This is a genomic window from Bowmanella yangjiangensis (assembly GCF_017255015.1).
Taxonomy (GTDB): Bacteria; Pseudomonadota; Gammaproteobacteria; order Enterobacterales; family Alteromonadaceae; genus Bowmanella; species Bowmanella yangjiangensis.
Window position 1 is genome coordinate 1 of record NZ_JAFKCS010000624.1, and the last position, 425, is coordinate 425.

At 70.6% G+C, this 425-nt stretch carries 1 protein-coding gene; it reads left to right on the top strand.

From position 1 onward, the window contains the following. The coding region (locus J0A65_RS25980) for a hypothetical protein (protein ID WP_206597080.1) at positions 1–425 on the top strand (425 nt) is incomplete at both ends.

A 425-nucleotide genomic window follows, 5' to 3' on the forward strand; every position in this document is an offset into this window, starting at 1 on the left:
CGCGCTACAGCGAGAGCTTCGGCAGCGCCACGGCACAGGACGACGACGATGTGCATGACGAGGCCTGGGCCGAAGCACTGCTGCGTGACGAACAGGTAAAGCGCGACAGCTTCGAGCTGGAGCCGACGAACGCCCCCGAGCCCGCGCCGCGCCAGAGCGACGAGCCGCTCGCAGCGGCCTCGCCAGCCGTGAGCGCCGTCGAACGCGAGCAGCCGCAAGAGCCTCGCATCGGCGCACTGGACGCGGCGGACCCGGAGGACGACCAGCCTCACGACGAGCGCGAGCCCGACGACGCCGCACGCAGCGAGCCTGCTCTGCGCGAGGAACGCCTGTTCGACCTCGACGACGAACCGCTGCAACTCGACTGGCAGCAGCAGAAGGAGACGGCCTGGGGCCGCCTGTTCGGTTGGGGCCTGCTCAACCTG